The 16,623-nt window shown below is 71.5% G+C and carries 17 protein-coding genes and 1 pseudogene; 10 read left to right on the top strand and 8 right to left on the bottom strand.

Going from position 1 to position 16,623, the window contains the following annotated elements; genetic code table 11:
- Positions 1–206 (bottom strand): trehalase-like domain-containing protein (locus B0E53_RS20150; RefSeq protein ID WP_246835508.1); only part of this gene is annotated, 206 nt, incomplete at its 3' end.
- Between the two features lie 10 nt (positions 207–216).
- Complete coding sequence (locus B0E53_RS20155) at positions 217–1,110, bottom strand: SDR family oxidoreductase (RefSeq protein ID WP_107077494.1); 894 nt, start codon at positions 1,108–1,110, stop codon at positions 217–219.
- Positions 1,111–1,309: 199 nt separating this feature from the next.
- Between B0E53_RS20155 and B0E53_RS20160 the strand changes: the two genes are divergently transcribed.
- The 3 genes from B0E53_RS20160 to B0E53_RS20175 all read left to right on the top strand — a co-directional run bounded on the left by B0E53_RS20160 (position 1,310) and on the right by B0E53_RS20175 (position 3,774).
- Complete coding sequence (locus B0E53_RS20160) at positions 1,310–2,320, top strand: SDR family oxidoreductase (protein WP_107077495.1); 1,011 nt, start codon at positions 1,310–1,312, stop codon at positions 2,318–2,320.
- Positions 2,321–2,981: 661 nt separating this feature from the next.
- Positions 2,982–3,209, top strand: coding sequence for a hypothetical protein (locus tag B0E53_RS20170; RefSeq protein ID WP_107077496.1), 228 nt, complete (start codon positions 2,982–2,984; stop codon positions 3,207–3,209).
- Between the two features lie 97 nt (positions 3,210–3,306).
- A complete protein-coding gene (locus B0E53_RS20175) occupies positions 3,307–3,774 on the top strand; it encodes a hypothetical protein (RefSeq protein WP_146167715.1) in 468 nt (155 codons plus the stop codon).
- Positions 3,775–4,058: 284 nt separating this feature from the next.
- Here B0E53_RS20175 and B0E53_RS37700 read toward each other — a convergent pair whose 3' ends face one another.
- The 3 genes from B0E53_RS37700 to B0E53_RS20190 all read right to left on the bottom strand — a co-directional run bounded on the left by B0E53_RS37700 (position 4,059) and on the right by B0E53_RS20190 (position 5,465).
- The gene (locus tag B0E53_RS37700) at positions 4,059–4,445 is read right to left on the bottom strand and encodes a DUF302 domain-containing protein (protein WP_168215369.1); all 387 of its coding nucleotides are present in this window, start codon (positions 4,443–4,445) and stop codon (positions 4,059–4,061) included.
- 550 nt (positions 4,446–4,995) lie between these two features.
- Entirely contained in the window at positions 4,996–5,214 is a 219-nt protein-coding gene (locus B0E53_RS20185; protein ID WP_107077499.1) for a Rho termination factor N-terminal domain-containing protein, read from the bottom strand.
- Positions 5,215–5,228: 14 nt separating this feature from the next.
- Positions 5,229–5,465 (bottom strand): hypothetical protein, encoded by a 237-nt coding sequence (locus B0E53_RS20190; protein ID WP_107077500.1) that lies wholly within the window; start codon positions 5,463–5,465, stop codon positions 5,229–5,231.
- Between the two features lie 149 nt (positions 5,466–5,614).
- Here B0E53_RS20190 and B0E53_RS20195 point away from each other — a divergent pair, with 149 nt between their 5' ends.
- Positions 5,615–5,812: a hypothetical protein gene (locus B0E53_RS20195; RefSeq protein ID WP_107077501.1), complete on the top strand. Its 198-nt coding sequence runs from the start codon at positions 5,615–5,617 to the stop codon at positions 5,810–5,812.
- Between the two features lie 7 nt (positions 5,813–5,819).
- Here the strand turns inward: B0E53_RS20195 and B0E53_RS20200 are convergent, their stop codons facing one another.
- Positions 5,820–6,836 (bottom strand): glycosyltransferase family 9 protein, encoded by a 1,017-nt coding sequence (locus B0E53_RS20200; protein WP_107077502.1) that lies wholly within the window; start codon positions 6,834–6,836, stop codon positions 5,820–5,822.
- Complete coding sequence (locus B0E53_RS20205; RefSeq protein WP_146167717.1) at positions 6,805–7,983, bottom strand: glycosyltransferase family 4 protein; 1,179 nt, start codon at positions 7,981–7,983, stop codon at positions 6,805–6,807. Before B0E53_RS20205 ends, B0E53_RS20200 begins: the two co-directional genes overlap by 32 nt.
- Before the next feature lie 463 nt (positions 7,984–8,446).
- On the opposite strand from B0E53_RS20205, the gene B0E53_RS40170 reads away from it, so the two are divergent.
- A complete protein-coding gene (locus B0E53_RS40170) occupies positions 8,447–9,190 on the top strand; it encodes a glycosyltransferase family 9 protein (RefSeq protein WP_210406144.1) in 744 nt (247 codons plus the stop codon).
- Positions 9,191–9,261: 71 nt separating this feature from the next.
- Here B0E53_RS40170 and B0E53_RS20215 read toward each other — a convergent pair whose 3' ends face one another.
- Complete coding sequence (locus tag B0E53_RS20215; protein WP_210406145.1) at positions 9,262–9,942, bottom strand: hypothetical protein; 681 nt, start codon at positions 9,940–9,942, stop codon at positions 9,262–9,264.
- A gap of 170 nt (positions 9,943–10,112) precedes the next feature.
- Here B0E53_RS20215 and fdh point away from each other — a divergent pair, with 170 nt between their 5' ends.
- From fdh to B0E53_RS37710, 5 genes and pseudogenes are all read left to right on the top strand, one after another.
- Positions 10,113–13,436: a formate dehydrogenase gene (gene fdh / locus B0E53_RS20225; RefSeq protein WP_281492879.1), complete on the top strand. Its 3,324-nt coding sequence runs from the start codon at positions 10,113–10,115 to the stop codon at positions 13,434–13,436.
- Entirely contained in the window at positions 13,433–14,437 is a 1,005-nt protein-coding gene (locus B0E53_RS20230) for a 4Fe-4S dicluster domain-containing protein (protein ID WP_107077506.1), read from the top strand. The genes fdh and B0E53_RS20230 overlap by 4 nt, the downstream gene beginning before the upstream one ends.
- Entirely contained in the window at positions 14,434–15,477 is a 1,044-nt protein-coding gene (gene nrfD / locus B0E53_RS20235) for an NrfD/PsrC family molybdoenzyme membrane anchor subunit (protein WP_107077507.1), read from the top strand. Before B0E53_RS20230 ends, nrfD begins: the two co-directional genes overlap by 4 nt.
- A gap of 463 nt (positions 15,478–15,940) precedes the next feature.
- The gene (locus tag B0E53_RS37705; protein WP_168215370.1) at positions 15,941–16,120 is read left to right on the top strand and encodes a hypothetical protein; all 180 of its coding nucleotides are present in this window, start codon (positions 15,941–15,943) and stop codon (positions 16,118–16,120) included.
- 68 nt (positions 16,121–16,188) lie between these two features.
- Positions 16,189–16,452 (top strand): annotated as a pseudogene (locus B0E53_RS37710) (short-chain dehydrogenase); the annotation flags it as partial.
- Positions 16,453–16,623: the final 171 nt, after the last annotated feature.

A 16,623-nucleotide genomic window follows, 5' to 3' on the forward strand; every position in this document is an offset into this window, starting at 1 on the left:
AACCGGCCGGCCGCCGGGGTGACCAGAAACCGGCCGGCCCCGCCGAGCAGCGCACTGAACACCGCCGCATCGGACCAACCGGGAGCGCACAGCCACGCCACATCCCCGCCCGGCCCGACCAGCGCACCCCGGTACCCGTCGGCGAGCAGCGCGTAGTCGCGCAGCACCGACGGCGTGGTCTGCGGGTCGGCGTCGTGTCCTGGCATGCCCGTCGCCTCAGGAAGTGGGTATGCCGCCGGTGGCGCTCAGCGTCTCCGCGATGACGTAGCTGGCTTCCTGACTGGTCAGGAACACGAAAGCCAGTGCCATCTCGGCCGGTTGCGCCGGGCGCCCCAGCGGGGTTTGAGAGCCGAACCGCGCCAATGCCTCGGTCGGCTGGCCACCGACCACCTGCAGCGGGGTCCAGACCGGGCCGAGCGCCACGGCATTGACCCGGATGCCCATCGGCGCGACCTGCCGGGCCAGGGACTTGGCGAGGATGTTGATGGCTGCCTTCGCCGCCGCATAGTCCAGCAGGATCGGCGCCGGCTCGTACGCCTCCACCAGGGTGGTGCTGATGATGGCGCTACCGGACGGCATCTGCGGCACGGCCGCACGGCAGAGCCAGAACAGGAAGAACATGTCAGTCTCGAACGTCTCCTCGAACTGCTCCGTGGTCAGATCGGCGACGTCCGGTACCTCCTGCTGCTTGCCGGCGACGTCGGCGACCACGTCCACCCCACCGAGTTCCCGACATGGGATGTCGATCAACGAGGTGCAATAGTCGTCGGTGACGTCACCCGGTGCCGGCACCGCCCTCCGCCCAGCGTCCTCGATCAGCTGGACGACCTCTTGGGCGTCCGCTTCCTCCTCCGGCAGGTAGGACAGCACCACGTTGGCGCCCTCCCGGGCGTACGCGATCGCCACGGCCCGGCTGATGCCGGTGTCCGCGCCAGTCACCACGGCCTTTCGACCGGTGAGGCGTCCGGTTCCCCGGTAGCTGTCCTCACCCGCGTCGGGCCGCGATCCCATCCGCAGTTCCAGGCCCGGACCATGCCGCTGCTGCGCGAACCCGGGGCCGGACTTGGGGTATTGGGTGGTCGGGTCGCCCATGACGTCCTGGTCGGCCATCGCTGCCGCCTCTCGGATCTTCGGCCTCCGTAACGCCCGGGATACCCGGCCCCGGCCACGGCACGCCACTAAGCCGATCGCATCGCTCCCGCCCCACCCCGCGCGCTCGGCCCACCCGACGGCGATTGGACGCGTCCACGGCGACTGGGAGACCGGGGGACGGGTAGAGCCGCAGAGGGCACGAAGCGAGGGAGGCGACATGGGGCGGGAACGCGACACCAAGGTGGCGGTGGTCACCGGGGCGAGCGCAGGGGTCGGCCGGGCGACGGCCCGGCTGCTTGCCCGGCGGGGGATTGCCATCGCCCTGCTGGCCCGCGGAGAAGTGGGCCTGGCGGCCGCCGCCGAGGAAGTACGTGCCGCCGGCGGCCGGCCCCTGCCGATCGAGGTCGACATGGCCGACTACGAGCACGTTGTCGCGGCCGGCCGGCGGATCGAGGCCGAACTGGGGCCGATCGATCTCTGGATCAACGACGCGTTCAGCTCCGTCTTCGCGCCATTCCAAGACACCCGCCCAGAGGAGTTCCGACGCGCCATGGAGGTCACCTACCTCGGATACGTGCACGGCACCCGGGCGGCCTTGTCATACATGACCCCCCGCAACCGCGGCACCATCGTGCAGGTCGGATCGGCGCTGGCGTACCGCGGCATCCCACTGCAGGCGGCCTACTGCGGAGCCAAGCACGCCATCGTCGGGTTCACCGAGTCGCTGCGCTGTGAGCTGATGCACCAGCGAAGCCAGGTGCGGGTGACGATGGTCCACCTCCCGGCGGTGAACACGCCGCAGTTCGACTGGCTGCTGTCCCGGCTTCCGCACCACGCGGAACCGGTGCCGCCGATATACGAGCCGGAGGTCGCTGCCCGGGCGATCGTCGGCGCCGCAGACCGGCCGCAACGACGGGAGTACTGGGTCGGCACCTCCACGGTGCTCACCATCCTCGGGAACCGGATCGCGCCCGGCCTGCTCGACCGCTACCTGGCTCGGACCGGTTACCGGTCGCAGCAGACCGGCCGCCCCGCCGACCACGATCGGCCCAACAACCTCTGGCACCCCCTCGACGGGCCGGGCGGACATGACTACGGAGCGCGCGGCAGCTTCACGGGCCGCTCACACAGCCGCAGCCCGCAGGCGTGGCTGTCCCGCCACCGCATGGTGGCCGCCATCGGGCTGGCGGGCACGGTAGCGGGCGTGGCGGTCTGGCGCCGGAACTGAAACCGGAACCCGGGATGCGGTCAGCACAAGTGACGTCCCATACTCCGGTCGTTCTGGGGCTCCGGGGCACCGCCACGGTCGCTCGCCTCGGGCAGATCCGCCACGGACGGCGGCAAGATGCCCCGGTCGGGTGCCGTACTGAGGCGATGCACGGCAAGGCGCACCATCCCTGCCCTCAGCCGCCCGCCCCCGCCGCGATGCGGCAGCCCGGCCGTCGCCGTGGCTGCCCCCGGACCGCCGCGTACCCCGCCGCCCGGGCGCGCGCCGGCACCGGCCAGGAGGTATTGACCCCGGACCGGCGTCTCCGCCCGGGCCAGCCCGGGCAGCGGCCGGAAGACAAGCTCCTGGTAGATCTTCGTCGTGCCGCCGTTGATCGCCCCTCCGACCAGATTGGCATCGGCCCGCCAGGGCGCCCGGGACCTGCACCAGCCGGTTCAGCACCCGGTCGTGGAAACGACGACTACCGCCCCCGTAGTTGTCGATCCTCATCGTGGCGGTGTCGGGTCGTTTCGCACGGGTCCTGCCTTCCTGTACAAACCCCGCTGGAGTGCTTCACCTGCCTGCGATGGCCGCCGAATCGTCGTCGCGGCTCGCGTATCCGCTCGGACGATCAGGGTAGGCGGGGGCTGAGGGCCGGGAACGAGACGACGAGGAGATTCTCATGGCACACCAGGACCTCAACCAGATGAAGACCGGCGAAGTAGCCAAGCAGGCGCGCAAGGCCGGAATCGACAACGTCGATCAGATGAACAAGGACGAGATGATTCAGGCGATGAGCCGTGGCGGCGGATCCGGGCAACCTGGACGCGGCGGAGGCAAGGGTGACTCACCGCAGCCCAGCGGCACTCGCCCGCAGCAGTGGAAGAACGTGCCGGGCAACCAGAGCTGACCGGCACAGGTACGTCCGTAATGAGGCCCTCGGCTGTGGTGACCGCTCCCGGCGGTCGCCGCAGTCCCTTTATCGACCTTCCTGGACAGGAGCAGACATGACACCGCACAACGGTCCCCCGATGCGGCCGAGCAACGAGGCCACCGCCCAGCAGCTTCAAGTCGCCCGGGCCCAAGGCGACGCGTATGGACGGGCGATCCGGGCGATGGCCGAGGAGGACGGGGCGAACACCGCCTGCAGCGGCGATTTCCTGATCGCCTTTGTCAACGAGGAGGCCGAGGGTATATACGCCCTCGATGGCGACCATCTGGTGTGGCGCGAGGCCGCCGAGGACGCGAACGTGCACCTCCAGGTGGCGGTGGCGGACGCCGGTGACGGCCGGTTCGTCCCGGGCCTGTCGGTGTCCCTCCAACTGAGCCAGAGTGGCCGCCGGGTACTCGACACCGAACTGCCCTTCCTCTGGCACCCGTTCCTGCACCATTACGGCGCCAACGCCCGGGTGCCGGGGGGAAGGGCCCTACGACGTGAGGGTTCGGGTGGCACCGGCCGGGTTCCTACGGCATGACCCGATCAACGGATGCCGTTACGCCGAGCCGATCGAGGTGCACTTCGACGGGGTACGGCTCAGCAACGGACGTAAGCCCAGTCCGGACGCACAACCGAGGGGTGAGGCGGCGCCGACCGTAACTGCGACGGTCTGATGGCGCGGCTTCAGCCCCTTGTTGGCCCACGACATCTGGGAACGTCCCTGATAACAGCGAACCGGCAGCTCAGGCGGCGCCATTCACCGACGGCGGGTCCGTGAGTGCGCGCGGTATGGGCAGGGCTCGACGACCGGCTCTCATGTCGTTATCGGTGCTCAAGCGCAGCGGCGACGATGCCCGCTGGCGCTTTGAGGGCGGAGAGCTCCTGCGAGGGAAGGGAATACCGCTGTGCTAGGTAGGTGGGATCAGGCCAGGTGATGAGAGCACCAGGACCGCCATCGTCGCGCACCATGACTCGCAGTGGCAGCTCCAGCGCGATTTCGGGCGCCGCCTGCATCAGCGGGGTCCCAGCTTTCGGATCGCCGAAGATAACGACCTGAGTGGCGGGCAGTTCCAGTCCGGCCTTTCGGGCCGCGGCGGAGTGGTCGACCACGACGGCCACCGGGATGCCCCGACGGTCGAGCTCAGCTTGGATCGCTGCAACGGTCTGGGCGACATTGAGGCTGCTGCGGCGGGTGGCGAGCCCTAGCATCGTGCCTCCCGGGGTGCGCTCGTGCCCTCCCTTGATCCTGCAGTAGGTGCGCCACCCCCTGCTGTGGTTTTTGAAGATCTCGCCTGCAGCCAACCCATCTTGATGGCGTGCACATGCGCGTCGTGCGAAGCGCCTAATGGTTGTGCTACGAGCCCAGCCCGGCGAGGCGGGTGGTCGGGGCGAAGCCGAGCGGGACGGTAGGACCACCGGACCGGTCAGACGCGGGTGCGTCGGCGGGCAATCCGTCGCTGCCACAGGAAGACCGCGTGGAGGTGACGGTGACGGCGACGGCATCGAGCAGCGGTCGCCGCAAGCCTCCCACCGCTCAGCGGAGCCTTCACCCTCCGGCGTGTACCTGCCGCCCAGTTCCGCCACCACTTCGCCTCGGCCGGGAGGCGGACACCAAGGGACTGCCTAGCTGCTGGCCTGGTGAGGCCCCACCCACCAACCGCGGTCGACCCCCGCAGAAACCGGTGGACGAGGGGACGCCGGTGCGAACGGACCGCACCGGCGCCGGACCCCGGAGAAACCAGGGACGCGTGTCGCCCGGTCAGGTCTGGTTGCCCGGAACGTCCTTATAGTCCTGCGGGTTCACCCCCTGCGGACGGGGGTCCTTCTGCCGGTGGCCACCGCCCTGCTTGGCGTTCGCGGTGCCGCCCAGCGCCCGGATCATGTCGTCCTTGTTCATCTGGTCGGTGTTCCGGACACCGGCCCGCTCCGCCTGCTCACGCAGCTGGCCGGTGGTCATCTCGGCAAGATCGCGTGCCATTGTTCCTCCTCGGATCAGTGGATCGACTGCAGCTGCCGGTACGCGCGGCCGGGATCATCGATGAATTCGGTGCCCTGCTGGTCGAGCTTGCGGAAGTCGTCCAGCAACTGCCGCGACTCGGCCTCGCTGAGCTCGTTGTCCGCCTGCTGGTCACGGCTGAGTCCGCGTTCCAGCCAGTGGACGATGTCGCCCCAGCTGTGCCAGTCACCGCGCCGGTAGACGACTTCGACGTCGGACTGTCGATAGTCCATCTCTTCGTCTCCCCTTCTGGGCCTCGTGGACGGGGTCGCCGGGCGATTACCCGGCCGGCGGGGGCAGGCAACGCGACCGACCCGGACGGAAACTGTGTCGACGCAGACTCTGGGGGTACCCGGAGAGGACCGATCGACAGGAGGCAGACATGGCTGAGGACCGCGCCCAGCACGCCTCGGTCGAGGAGAACGAGCGCCGCTCCGACCTGCCGCGCGGCGGCGTCCACCCAGAGCGGCCCACCGGTGGGCCCGCTGGACGGGTGCCAGAGGCGGACCGTGCGACCTGGGAGACCGGGACCCGGAAGCCGTCGCCCGTGCCGGACGAACCGCTGCCCCCGCAGGACTGAGCGGCGCTCATCGCCCGATCAGGGCGAACACCCGCTCCGCTACCTCCGCCGGATCGATGCCGATCATGCAGGCCGGTCCCTCAGCGGCCACCGGGCAGTGCGCGTCCCACCAGCAGACCTGCTCCGTGATGGCCGTCGGCCGCCGGTGCGAACAGGCCGGTACCCCCTGCAATTCCACGCCGGTGGGCACGCCCAAGCCGTAGCGGGTGGCCAGGGTGGGGCCGAACAGGGCCACGGTGCGGGCTCCCGCGGCGGACGCCAGCCGAACCGGCCCGGTGTCCCCGCCGACCACCACGCCGCCACGACGGGCCACCGCGGCGAAAACGGCGGCGAGGTGCCGCAGATCTCCGGCCGGCAACGACCGTACGGGGGGCATGGGGGTCACGCTCAGCACCGGGTGCCCGTAGCCGGCCAGGGTCTCGACCAGGCGTAGCCAGGAGAGCTCCGGCCAGCGTTTCACCGCCATGCCGGCGTCGGGAACGAGGACCACGGGCGGCAGGTCGACCAGCGGGAGGAGACCGGCGAGGGTCTCCTCCCCGGCGGCACGTTCGGCGGGTCGCAACCGTACCTGCGGGGCGGTGTGCAGCGCGTCCGCGTCGAGCAGCCCTTCGGCGTGCAGGATCCGCAGATACCGGGTGGCCACCAGCTCGTCGGACGGCGGGCGACGCCACAGGTCGGTGACACACCGGGCCCCGGTGGTGGCGAGCAGTTCCGGTATGCCGTCGTAGCGGGTGGTGGTGACAGCCAGGTCGGGTGCTCGGACGGTGACCGCCTCGACGACCGCGGCCCGGGCGTCACCAGCGTGCGGACCAGCCACGTGCACCCCTGCCACCGCCGGATCCTCGCGCAGCAGGTCCACGCCCGGCTCGTGGCTGACCACCCGCAGCACCGCTCCGGGATTCCGGCGGGCCAGGCCGTGGATCGCAGGCAGGATCATCACCAGGTCCCCGATGCCGCCGAGCAGGTCCACCACCAGGATGTCGGCGTAGTGGTCAGCGGCCACGTCGAGCGCACACCAGCTCATAGAGACGGTGGTGCCGGGCCGCGACTCGCGGCCACGAGCAGTCGGCGACCACATCTCGGCCACCGCTGCCGAGCCGTCGACGCAGCGCCACGTCGTGCAGCAACGGGCGCAGCGAGGCGACGACCGCCCCGGCGTCCCGGCGGCGGGCGATCACCGCCACCGTCTCCCCGTCCCGCAGCGCCGGGTCCGGATCGTCGGGCACGCTGACCGCGGTGGGAACGCCATGGGCCAGAGCGGCCAGCAGCGCGCCGCTCTTGCGGGTGACCCCGGCGGTGAACGGCAGGACGGCCGCGTCGGCGGCGTGCAGCAGCTCGGAGGCATCCGCGGCGGGGACGTGGCCGGTGAAGGTGACAGCCTCTCGGACCTCGTACGCCACGGCCAGGGACTCCAATTCGGCGCGGAACGCCCGCGCCTGCGCCTCCGGCAGCGCCTGCGAGGTGAAGCCCCCCACCACCGCCAGATGCAGATCCGGCCGTTCCGACCGAAGTGCGGGCAGCGCCTCCAGCACGTACCGGAGGCCCTTGACCGGATGCACGAAGCCGAAGAACACCAGCAGGAACGCGTCCGCGGCCAGGCCGAGCCGGCGGCGGACCCGTTGCCGGGCACCCATCTGCCCGCCGTGGTCAGTCACGTTCGGCGCAAGCGGTATCTCCACGGGCCGGCGGCCGGTGCGCCGGTTCACCAGCCACGCGTGGTGCGGGTTGGTGACGATCAGCGCGCTACTGGCGGGAATGAGCCGGCCGGTCTCCCGGTCCCAGGCGCGCACCGCCTCCACCGGACGCCACGCCCCGTCAGGCACCCAGCCGGGTACCGCCCAGTCACCGTACTCGTGGACGGTGGTGACCAGCGGCAGACCGGTCGGCAGCAGGGCCGGCAGGAGCCCGGGGAACGGGCAGAATCGGTACGCCGACGGCGAGAACTGCACGTGCGCGACGTCCGGCCGCAGCCGCCTTACCTCGGCGGCTGCGGCCATGGTGGCGGCCAGCCACCGTCCGCGCGCGGACGGACGCACCGGCACCGGATCGACGTCCACTCCCACCTCGGACAGCGCGGCGCAGAGCCGGGCGACATAGTCGCTGACGCCGTCCCGCTCCGGCGCGCCCGGACCGTGCACCATGCTGACCCGCAGGCGTCGGCCGCCCGTCATGTCATGCCTGCTTGTCGCACCGGGGCCGGGTTCCCCCTGCCCCACGAGGCGAAACGTTTGCCCACAGAGCCGAGGGGTACGGCCGCGGGGTGACGGCATGGGACCACCCCGCCACGCTGGCCGGAGCGGCCGTCGACTGGGGCCAGCAGGAACGTCTCCTGGTGGTCCGGCCCGACAATCTCGGTGACGTGGTGCTGTGCGGGCCTGCCCTGCGCGCCCTGCGCCGGGCCGCGCCCCGCGCCCGGCTGGACCTGCTCGCCGCCCCGGCCGGCGCGGCCGCGGCGCCCCTGCTGCCCGAGGTGGACGCGGTGCTGCTCGCCTCGGTCTCCTGGCAGCAGATCGACCCGGCGGCAATCCCCGCTGACGACGACCTGGCACTGGTTCGGCGCATCGCGGACGGCCGCTACGACGCCGCGATCATCCTGACCTCGGCCTCACAGTCTCCCTGGCCGGCCGGCTACCTGTGCCGGCTCGCGGGTGTGCCGGTCCGGGTCGGCACGTCCGCCGAGTTCGGCGGGGCCGGGCTGACCCACTGGGTGCCGGCACCCCCGGACGGGCTGCACCAGGCAGACCGGGCGTTGCACGTGTTGCGCCGAGTGGGCGTGCCACCGATGGAGACGAGTCTGCGCCTACGGATCCCGCCGGCCGCGCGGCAGGTGGCCCGCCGGATGCTGGCCGCGGCCGGGGTCGCGGTCGGAGAACCTTACGTGCTGCTGCGCCCGGGGCCTCCTGTCCCTCCCGCCGCTATCCGGCGGACCGGTTCCGGACCGTGGTGGCACTGCTTGCCCAGGAGGGAGCCCGGGTGGTGGTGGCCGGTCCGGCCCGGGAGGCCCCACTGCTCGACGAGGTGGCGGCCGGCAGCCCGGACGCCGTGGCGGCCGCCGGGTTCGATGTTCCGGCCCTGGCTGCCGCCGTCGCCGACGCCGACGTGGTGGTCTGCAACAACAGCGGCGGGACCCACTTGGCCGACGCGCTTGGCCGACCGGTCGTGGTGCTCTTCGGCGGCACCGAGCGGGTGCCCGAGTACGCGCCGCGGTTCTTCCGGTCCGCCGTGCTCCGGATACCCACCGTCTGCTCGCCGTGCCGGCAGCTGAGCTGCCCGTACGAGCTGGAGTGCCTCGACCTGCCGCCGGAGGAGGTCGCCCGCCACGCGTTGCGGCTGCGGACTGCAACCACAGGGGCGGGCCGACGAGCAGGGCCCCCATAGCATCCCACGTGTCGCGAGCACGGCCGCCGCAGCGCCGTCAGCACCGTGAACCGGGCTCCACCCGGCGGCGGTCACTCGTCGGGCTGCTGGCGCTCGTCCTCCGCACGTTCCCGGCTGAGGAAGAAGGCACCGACCGCACCGGCGAGGGTGCCGAACACCGCCACCGAGTACGCCGCCAGGATCAGCTCCAGAAGTTGGGCGAAGGCGTCGTCCGCCCGTAGCGGCTCACCGGTGATGGTGGCGAAGGCGGCGTCGTGCAGCGCCCGGCCGAAGCTCCGGTAGGACCCGGTGACCACGAGCAGTTGCCCCGCGGCGAGGATGACGGTCCCGGTCACCACGGCCAGCCAGACCAGCCGGTCGGTGAGCAGTCGCCCCGCCGATCGGGAACCCCGTACGGCGGCGGCGACGACCCCACCGCCCCGGGCCGCCCGCAACGCGCTCGCCGCCCGGAGGAAGCGCAGGAACGGCACCGCCAGGAAGATCAGCTGCCACCAGTGGTGCTTCCAGAACTCGCCGGCACAGTGCCGGGCGAGCCAGGCGCGGAGCGCGAACTCGACGACAAAGACCGCCCACAGGACCCAGCTGGTCACCGTGAGCACGGTGCTGAGCGGCTCGTCGTGGACGAACGCCTGCGCGAGTACGAGGAGCAGGAAGATCAGCCCGAGGATGCCCATCGGCTTGTCCAGCCGCCGGGCGAGACCGTTCAGCCGGGCGTCGTCCTCCCGGCTCTGCCGCCGGAGATCACCGGTCACCCTGTCGGAGCCTACTCGGGCCGCTTCGCTTGGCCGGCAACTCCGGCATCGGCGGCACCAGGGTCCGGCGACACCCAGGGCACCCGCGCGCCGGATTCCCGCAAGCCCCGGCGCGAAGGCCGGCCTGGCCTGTAGACAAGGAGCAGATGGACACGGCGTCGGGGGATGCAATGGGACTTCGGGAGACCTTCCTGCCGTGGCCCGTGCTGCGCCAGGCCCTCGCCGCGATGGGCCGAGGTGACCGGCTCGGCCGGGCGGCCGCCGTGCGGTCCCCGCACACCGACGCGCTGACACCGCGGATCGCCACCGCCGACCGCGTTGTCGCCAGCGTCTGCCCCTACTGCGCGGTCGGCTGCGGGCAACTGGTCTACGTCCAGGATGGGCAGGTCGTCCAGATCGAGGGGGACCCTGCGTCGCCGGTGAGCCGAGGCCGGCTCTGCCCGAAGGGCGCTGCTACCAAGCAGCTCGTCACCAACCCGCTGCGGCAGACGCGGGTGCGCTATCGCAGACCGCATGGGACCGAGTGGGAGGACGTCGACCTCGACACGGCGATGGACATGATCGCCGAGCGGGTCATCGCGACCCGGGCGCGGACCTGGACCGACCGTGACGATCAGGGCCGGCGACTGCGCCGCACGATGGGCCTCGCGGCGCTGGGCGGCGCGACGCTCGACAACGAGGAGAACTACCTGATCAAGAAGCTGGGCACTGCGCTCGGTGCGGTGCAGATCGAGAATCAGGCCCGTATTTGACACTCCTCCACCGTTCCCGGTCTGGGAACCTCGTTCGGTCGCGGCGGCGCCACCACGTTCCAGCAGGACCTGCAGAACTCCGACTGCATTGTGCTGCAGGGCTCGAACATGGCCGAGTGCCATCCCGTGGGCTTCCAATGGGCCATGGAGGCGAAGGCGCGCGGCGCCACCCTCATCCACATCGACCCTCGGCTGACCCGGACCGGGGCGTTGGCGGACCTGCACGTGCCGATCCGGGCCGGCGCCGACATCGCGCTGCTCGGCGGCCTGATCAACTACGTGCTCGGCAACGGTCTGGAGTTCCGCGAGTACGTGGTGAACTACACCAACGCGGCGACGATCATCAACGAGGAGTTCCAGGACACCGAGGACCTCGACGGGATCTTCTCCGGCTGGCGGGACGACAGTGCGAGCTACTCCACCGACAGCTGGCAGTACGAGGGTGTCCGGGTGGCCAGCGCGGCCGGTAAGCGGGAGCAGGGCACGAAGCAGGACGCGCGGGAGGCCGGCGAACAGCGGTCGTACCAGCGGCACGCGACCGAACGGGGCCACGAGCACGGCAGCCACGGCGCGTCGTTGGAGGATCTGCACAACCTTCGTCGGGACGAGACGCTGGAGCACCCCCGCTGTGTGTTCCAGCTGCTCAAGCGGCACTACCGCCGCTACACGCCGGAGACGGTGGCGAAGATCTGCGGCATTCCCGAGGAGCTCTTCCGGCAAGTGGCCCGCGCGGTGACCGACAACTCCAACCGCGACCGGACCACGGCGTGGGCGTACGCCGTGGGCTGGACCCAGCACACCGTCGGCGTGCAGTACATCCGGGCCGCCGCGGTGCTGCAACTGCTCCTGGGCAACATCGGCCGGCCCGGCGGCGGGATCCTCGCCCTGCGCGGTCACGCCAGCATCCAGGGCAGCACCGACATCCCCACGCTCTACAACCTGCTGCCGGGTTACCTGCCGATGCCGCACCCGGACACGCACGGCAGCCTGGACGAGTACGTCGCTGACGACTCCTCCGACACCGGCTACTGGGGCAACATGCGCGCCTACGCGGTCAGCCTGCTCAAGGCGTACTGGGGCGACGCGGCCACCGCGGACAACGACTTCTGCTTCGACTACCTGCCGCGCATCACCGGCGATCACAGCACGTACAAGACGGTGCAGGCGCAACTCGAGGGCACCTGCAAGGGCTACTTCCTCAACGGGCAGAACCCGGCTGTCGGATCGGCGAACGGCCGGGCGCAACGGCTCGGCATGGCGAACCTCGAGTGGCTGGTGGTCCGGGATTTCTCGCTGATCGAGAGCGCGACCTGGTGGAAGGACGGCCCGGAGATCGAGTCCGGCGAGTTGCGGACGGAAGACATCGGGACGGAGGTGTTCTTCCTGCCGGCGGCCACGCACACCGAGAAGGACGGCAGCTTCACCAACACCCAACGGATGCTGCAGTGGCACCACAAGGCGGTGGAGCCGCCCGGCGATGCGCGCAGCGATCTGTGGTTCTGGTACCACCTCGGCCGTCGGATCCGGGCGAAGCTGGCCGGCTCGACCGCGGAGCGAGATCGCCCGATCCTCGACCTGACCTGGAACTACGCCACGTCCGGACCGCAGCAGGAGCCGAGCGCCGAGGAGGTGCTGCAGGAGATCAACGGCCGCCGGGCGGACGGTTCCTGCCTGTCGACGTACGAGCAACTGTCCGACGACGGCTCCACCGCCTGTGGCTGCTGGATCTACTGCGGTTCGTACGCCGACGGAGTGAACCAGACTGCCCGCCGTAAGCCCCACACCGAACAGAACTGGGTGGCACCCGAGTGGGGCTGGGCCTGGCCGGCGAACCGCCGACTGCTCTACAACCGCGCTTCGGCCGACCCCGAGGGGCGGCCGTGGAGCGAGCGCAAGGCGTACGTGTGGTGGGACGCGCAGCACGGCAAGTGGACCGGTCACGACGTACCGGACTTCCAACCGACGAAGCCGCCGGACTACCGGCCGGCCGAGGGCGCGACCCGGCAGGACGCCCTGTCCGGCGTCGACCCGTTCATCATGCAGGCCGACGGGAAGGGCTGGCTCTACGTGCCCGCCGGACTGTCCGACGGACCGCTGCCCACGCACTACGAGCCGCAGGAGTCGCCGGTGCCGAACCTGCTCTACGGCCAGCAGCAGAACCCGGCGCGGCAGCTGAGCCGGCGGCGGGACCTCGACCCGTACCAACCCAGCGGGCACGACCCCGGCAGCGACGTGTTCCCGTACGTGCTGACCACCTACCGGCTCACCGAGCACCACACGGCCGGCGGCATGAGCCGGTGGCTGCCGTACCTGTCCGAACTGCAACCGGAGCTGTTCTGCGAGGTGTCACCGGAGTTGGCCGCCGCGGCCGGGCTGGAGCACCTCGGCTGGGCGACCATCGTCACCGCGCGAAGCGCCGTCGAGGCCCGGGTCCTGGTCACCGACCGGATGCTGCCGGTACGGGTGCACGACCAGATCGTCCACCAGGTCGGCCTGCCCTACCACTGGGGGCGCAACGGCATCACCACCGGCGACTCCGCCAACGACCTCACCCACATGGCCCTCGACCCGGACGTGCACATCCAGGAGGTCAAGGCCCTCACCTGCGACATCCGCCCCGGCCGCCGACCCCGGGGCGTGGACCGGCGCCGGCTCGTCGAGGAGTACCTCCGGCGTGCGGGGATCAGCGCCGTGACCGGCACCGCGCACCGCAGCACGGAAAGGCACGGCGAACCCGCATGACCGACAACCTGCTGGACGACGGCATCGACCCGGCCCCGGGACACCCGCAGCCAACACCACGGATGGGGTTCTTCACCGACACGTCGGTATGCATCGGGTGCAAGGCGTGCGAGGTGGCCTGCAAGGAGTGGAACGCGATACCGGACGACGGATTTTCCCTGCTCGGCATGTCGTACGACAACACCGGGATGCTGGGCGCCGACACCTGGCGGCATGTCGCCTTCATCGAGCAGGACCGCCCGCTGGGCCGGCAGAACAACGCCGTCGCCCTCATGCCGACCGGGCCCTCCGCGACCACCCGCAGCGCGCAGGTGGTCGAGGCCGGACTCGGCGAGCAGCACGGCGCCCGGCTCGGTTCCGACACCGGCGCGACACAGCTCGGGCCGAGCCCGGACGGTGGCCCCGCACAGCCGGTCACCGCGGACGGGCGCACCGAGCTGCGCTGGCTGATGGCCAGCGACGTGTGCAAGCACTGCACGCACGCCGCCTGCCTGGACGTCTGCCCCACAGGCAGCCTGTTCCGCACCGAGTTCGGTACGGTGGTGGTGCAGGAGGACATCTGCAACGGGTGCGGCTACTGCGTACCGGCCTGCCCGTACGGGGTCATCGACCAGCGCAAGGACGACGGCCGGGTGTGGAAGTGCACCCTCTGCTACGACCGGCTCTCGGTGGGCCAGGAACCGGCGTGCGCCAAGGCGTGCCCCACCGAGTCCATCCAGTTCGGTCCCCTGGACGAACTGCGTGAGCGCGCGGCGCACCGGGTGGAGCGGCTGCACGAGGCCGGAATGGTCGAGGCCCGGCTGTACGGCGACGACCCGGAAGACGGCGTCGGCGGCACCGGCGCGTTCTTCCTGCTGCTCGACGAGCCCGAGGTCTACGGCTTCCCACCGGACCCGGTCGTGACGACCCGGGACCTGCCCGCCATGTGGCGGCACACCGCGATCGCGGCGGTCGGCGTGGCCGTCACCGTGCTCGCTGCGTTCACAGGAGCCCGCCGGTGAACGCCGGGCAGCGGTCCGGCAGCGACGTACGCCGGGACGGACTGCACCACGTCGCGCCCGGACGGGACGCCCTGATCGGCTCGCGCGGCGGCCGACGCCCGGGCCGCGGCGGGGAGGTCGTGCCTCCCGCCGAGTTCCGGTCGTACTACGGGCGGGCGGTCATCAAGCCGCCCGTGTGGAAGGCACACAACATCGCTGGCTACCTCCTTCTCGGCGGTGTCGCCGGGGGCGCTGCCCTGCTGGCCGCCGGCGCGGACCTGACCGGGCGGCCGGGCATGCGGCACGCCGGCCGGCTCATCTCGGCCGGTGCCACGGGGTTGTCGCTCGCCGTGCTGATCCGAGACCTCGGCAGACCGGAGCGTTTCGTGCACATGCTGCGTGTCGTCAAGCCGACCTCGCCGATGTCGATCGGCACGTGGCTGCTCTGCGGGTTCACCCCGCTGGTGGCGGTCGCGGCGTTGGACGAGGTGTCGGCTGTACTGCCGCGCGGTTGGGCGGAGCTCGTCGGGCACCTCGCCCGCCCGTGTGGATTGGCCGCTACCGCCGTCGCCCCGGCGGTGACCACGTATACGGGCACGCTGATCGCTGACACGGCCGTACCGGTATGGCACGGCGCGTACCGGGAGCTGCCGTACCTGTTCGGGGCGAGCGCGCTGGCGGCGGCCGGTGGCCTGGTGGCCGCGGCCTCCCCGGTCGGTGAGGCTGCGCCGGCCCGGTTGGCGGGTATTGCCGGTTCGGTCGCGGCGCAGTTCGTCGACCGGGCCGTCCACCGCCGGCTCGGCATGGTGGCCGAGCCGCTGAGCGAGGGACGGCCGGGCCGGCTGCTCCGCGCCTCCCACTGGTGCGCGCGGGCGGGGATCGCGCTGCTGACGGTATCGGCGGTACGGCGGAGCCGGGCGCTGGACGTGCTCGGGGGAGTGGCATTGGTCGCCGAGTCCGCACTGACCAAGTTCGGCTACTTCTACGCGGGAACTGCCTCCGCCGCGGATCCGAAGTACACGGTGCTGGCGCAACGCGACCGTGCTTCAGGACCGAGGTAGGCTGCGCGGCCGCGTGCCTCGGTCGTTCTCTCCAGTGCCTGGCCCCAGGGCCCAATCGGGTGCCGCGAACGGGATCACAGACGTGCGGCGCGCCAGCCCCTCACCGCCTCCTCGGCCACCTGCTCTTCCGCGCGGGCTTTCTCCTTGATCCGCCGTGGAGGGGCCGTCCGGTCAGTAGTTGAATCAGGGCCAAGGCGCAGCACACCGTGACCAGAACGGTCAGCGTGACAAGCGGTCCGATCAGGGGCGACGGCAGTGTCAGTGTGTAGACGGACACCGCGGCGACGAGCGTGGAGGGCCGTAGCCGGCGGAAGACGTGTGCGGACACGGCGACGCCCGCCGGGAGATAGAGCGCCGCCCCTCCATTCAGCAAGGTGGGGAGTCGGTGCACCGGTTGCTCACTCCGTCGTCCGAGCTGCTGGGGAAACGGTCAGCTCACCTCCGACGCTGACATCCGTCGCCGTTGACGGAGTTCGCGCTCTACGTGGCAGTGCTGCGTGCGGTGGCGGTTCTCGCCCCGCTGTCCAACCGCCTGGTCGACCACCTGCGGCTGCCCGCGCCGGCGCTGTTCCTGTTCGCCGCGGTGACCCACCGACTCTGCCAGATCAGGGACCTCGGCTCGTTGTGCCCGCCCCACACGTAACGCCCCGCCGGCCGGGTGACCAGGAACCGGCCCGCGCCGCCCAGCAGCGTGCTGAACACCGCTGGATCGTCGCCCCCGGGCTGCTCGACCGCTACCTGGCCCGGACCGGCTACAACTCGCAGCAGACCGGCCGGCCCACCGGCCACGACCGGCCGAACAACCTGTGGCATCCGCTGGACGGGCCAGGCGGGCACGACTACGGCGCACGGGGCGAGTTCACCGGCCGCTCCCACAGTCACAGCCCACAGGCCTGGCTTTCCCGGCACCGCCTGCTCGCCGCCGCCGGGCTGGGCGCCACGGCGGCGGGCCTGGCCGCCTGGCTTCCGCAGTGATCGAACCCCGGGGGCGCCTATCCCGTCGTGCCGGGGCCGCCCGGCACGCCACCCCGGTTGGTCGCGTCCGGCAGGTCCGCCACCGGGGGCGGCAGGAGGCCCCGGTCCGGGGCGGTGCTGATCCTGCGCACGGCCAGCCGCACCGCCGCCGCACGCAGCCGCCCGCGCCCG

Origin of the sequence: Micromonospora sp. MH33, from assembly GCF_003013775.1 — a bacterium.
Classification (GTDB): Bacteria; Actinomycetota; Actinomycetes; order Mycobacteriales; family Micromonosporaceae; genus Micromonospora; species Micromonospora fulviviridis.